This is a genomic window from Streptomyces sp. NPDC054841, from assembly GCF_053611045.1.
The window spans coordinates 1-3,169 of the sequence record NZ_JBSGZO010000716.1 but is presented as its reverse complement, the minus strand read 5'-3'; the positions used below and the strand labels follow the sequence as shown (position 1 = coordinate 3,169).

Below are 3,169 nucleotides of genomic sequence, written 5' to 3'. Positions count from 1 at the left end.
GTGTGTCCCCGTCGGCCCGTCGTACGAAGCCCGTTGAGCGGCCGGTCCGGCAGCCGGATCAGGCGTCGACCTTCTCCATGACGTCGTCCGAGACATCGAAGTTGGCGAAGACGTTCTGCACGTCGTCGCTGTCCTCCAGCGCGTCGATCAGCTTGAAGATCTTGCGCGCACCCTCCTCGTCCAGCTCGACCTGCATGGTCGGGACGAAGTTGGCCTCGGCCGAGTCGTAGTCGATGCCGGCCTCCTGCAGCGCGGTGCGGACCGCGACGAGGTCGGTGGCCTCGCTGATGACCTCGAAGTTCTCGCCGAGGTCGTTGACCTCCTCGGCGCCCGCGTCCAGGACCGCGCCGAGCACGTCGTCCTCGGACAGCTCTGCCTTCGGCAGAACGACAACGCCCTTGCGGTTGAAGAGATACGACACCGAGCCGGGGTCGGCCATGGAGCCGCCGTTGCGGGTCATGGCGACACGGACGTCGGAGGCGGCGCGGTTGCGGTTGTCGGTGAGGCACTCGATGAGCACCGCGACACCGTTCGGGCCGTAACCCTCGTACATGATCGTCTCGTAGTCGGCGCCGCCCGCCTCAAGGCCACCGCCGCGCTTGACCGCGGAGTCGATGTTCTTGTTCGGAACCGAGCTCTTCTTCGCCTTCTGGATGGCGTCGAAGAGGGTCGGGTTGCCGTCGACGTCGGCGCCGCCCGTACGGGCCGCAACCTCGATGTTCTTGATCAGCTTCGCGAAGAGCTTGCCGCGCTTGGCGTCGATCACGGCCTTCTTGTGCTTCGTCGTGGCCCATTTAGAGTGGCCGGACATCTGCCTGTCTCCTTCGCGTAACCAATCTCTGCTGCGTTCGCCTGTGATCCTACCGGGACCTGGTCAGTGCGCGGCGCGCACCATGTCCACGAACAGGGCGTGCACACGGTGGTCCCCGGTCAGTTCCGGGTGGAACGAGGTGGCCACCGCGTTGCCCTGCCGTACGGCGACGATGTGACCGCCGTGCTCGGCGAGCACCTCGGCCGTGGCGCCCACGGACTCGACCCACGGGGCCCGGATGAAGACGCCCTCGACGGGGTCGCCGTCGATGCCCTTGACCGCCACGGCTGCCTCGAACGACTCGTTCTGCCGGCCGAAGGCGTTGCGGCGCACGATCATGTCGATGCCGCCGATCGTCTCCTGGCCCGAGCGCGGGTCGAGGATCTTCTCGGCGAGCATGATCAGGCCGGCGCAGGTGCCGTACACCGGCATTCCGGCGCGCACCCGCTCACGCAGCGGCTCCATCATGCCGAAGAGATGGGCCAGCTTGGAGATGGTGGTGGACTCGCCGCCCGGTATGACGAGGCCGTCGACCTCGGCGAGCTCGTCGGGGCGCCGGACCGGCCTGGCCACGGCATCGGCCGCGGCCAGGGCGATCAGGTGCTCCCGTACGTCGCCCTGCAGAGCCAGAACCCCGATGACAGGGGTGCCGGGAGTGGTCATTACCAGCCCCGGTTCGCGTAGCGCTCGGCCTCGGGCAGGGTGTCGCAGTTGATGCCGACCATGGCCTCGCCCAGGTTGCGGGAGGCGTCCGCGATGATCTTCGGGTCGTCGTAGAAGGTGGTGGCCTTCACGATGGCGGCGGCGCGCTTGGCCGGGTCGCCGGACTTGAAGATGCCGGAGCCGACGAAGACGCCCTCGGCACCGAGCTGGCGCATCAGAGCGGCGTCGGCCGGGGTGGCGACACCACCGGCGGAGAACAGCACGACCGGCAGCTTGCCGAGCTGGGCCACCTCGGCGACGAGCTCGTACGGGGCGCGCAGCTCCTTGGCGGCGGCGTACAGCTCGTTGTTGTCGAAGCCGCGCAGCTTGGCGATCTCGTTCTTGATCTGGCGGAGGTGACGGACGGCCTCGACGACGTTGCCGGTGCCGGCCTCGCCCTTCGAGCGGATCATGGCCGCGCCCTCGGCGATCCGGCGCAGGGCCTCGCCCAGGTTGGTGGCGCCGCACACGAACGGGGTCGTGAACGCCCACTTGTCGGAGTGGTTGACCTCGTCGGCCGGGGTCAGCACCTCGGACTCGTCGATGTAGTCGACACCGAGGGACTGCAGGACCTGGGCCTCGACGAAGTGGCCGATCCGGGACTTGGCCATGACCGGGATGGAGACCGCCTCGATGATCTCCTCGATCATGTTCGGGTCGGACATCCGGGCCACGCCGCCGTCCTTGCGGATGTCGGCCGGGACCCGCTCCAGGGCCATGACGGCGACGGCGCCCGCGTCCTCGGCGATCTTCGCCTGCTCGGCGTTGACCACGTCCATGATCACGCCGCCCTTGAGCTGCTCGGCCATGCCGCGCTTGACGCGCGCGGTGCCGGTCTCGGGGGCCTGCGGGGGGGTGGGAAGCGTGCTCACGGATCGACCTCACTCGGATGTGACGGGTTGGTGCACCGAGAGAAAACCCTCCGCAACCAGTCCACCGCAAGGGCCAATGGGGAGCCCGTGGCTCGTTTTCAGGATCCCGGACGGTCCGCGAGCGCCGCGGGGGGCTCGTCGTCCATCTCGAACGCGAGGGGGAAGGGGGCGTGTCCGGCGAGCCGGAACCACCGCACCTTACGGTGCCGCCGCAGCGCCCTCGCGGCGCGTACGGCGTCGTTGTGGAACCGCCGCGCCATGGGTACGCGCCGCACCGCCGCGGCCAGCTCCCCGGCGGCGTCCTCGCCTCCTGGGGCCTCCCGGACCGCGTCCACCTGTGCCTGCTCCGCGAAGACCGCCCTCAGTGCCTGGCTCAGCTCGCTCTCGGCGACCTCGCGCTGCTCCTCCTCGGCCTGGCGGGCCGCGTGCGCGGCCTCGTACAGGACGATCGACGCGGCCGGATCCAGCACGCCGGACGTCGCGAGCTCCTGCGTGACCGACGCCCTCCGCACGAGCTGGGCGTCCAGCGCGGCGCGGGCGGCGTCGATCCGCGAGTGCAGCCGGTCGAGCCGTCCTGCGGTCCAGCTGAGGTACAGCCCGATGGCGATGAGCCCGACGAGTGTCCAGATCAAGGTTGCGGTCACGGGCGGCAAGGCTACCGGTGCCTCGACCTCCGGGGTCTGCGCCCCCGGCCCCGTGCGGTCAAGGCTCTGCGGGCCGAGCCGGAAGGGTGTGTTTCCCCCACCCCGCCCCTTCCCGAAACTGGGGGGGGGGGGCGGAAGGG

The 3,169-nt window shown here is 69.8% G+C and carries 4 protein-coding genes; all 4 read right to left on the bottom strand.

Going from position 1 to position 3,169, the window contains the following annotated elements:
- Positions 1-58: 58 nt before the first annotated feature.
- The gene (locus ACWGI8_RS42195; protein WP_453668762.1) at positions 59-811 is read right to left on the bottom strand and encodes a YebC/PmpR family DNA-binding transcriptional regulator; all 753 of its coding nucleotides are present in this window, start codon (positions 809-811) and stop codon (positions 59-61) included.
- 63 nt (positions 812-874) lie between these two features.
- Positions 875-1,474 carry a pyridoxal 5'-phosphate synthase glutaminase subunit PdxT gene (pdxT, locus tag ACWGI8_RS42190; protein ID WP_453668761.1) on the bottom strand — a complete coding sequence of 200 codons (600 nt, stop codon included), beginning with the start codon at positions 1,472-1,474 and terminating at the stop codon, positions 875-877.
- Positions 1,474-2,385, bottom strand: a complete 912-nt coding sequence (gene pdxS, locus ACWGI8_RS42185; RefSeq protein ID WP_453668760.1) for a pyridoxal 5'-phosphate synthase lyase subunit PdxS — start codon at positions 2,383-2,385, stop codon at positions 1,474-1,476. Before pdxS ends, pdxT begins: the two co-directional genes overlap by 1 nt.
- A 98-nt stretch (positions 2,386-2,483) precedes the next feature.
- A complete protein-coding gene (locus ACWGI8_RS42180; RefSeq protein WP_453668759.1) occupies positions 2,484-3,029 on the bottom strand; it encodes a hypothetical protein in 546 nt (181 codons plus the stop codon).
- Positions 3,030-3,169 lie beyond the last annotated feature (140 nt).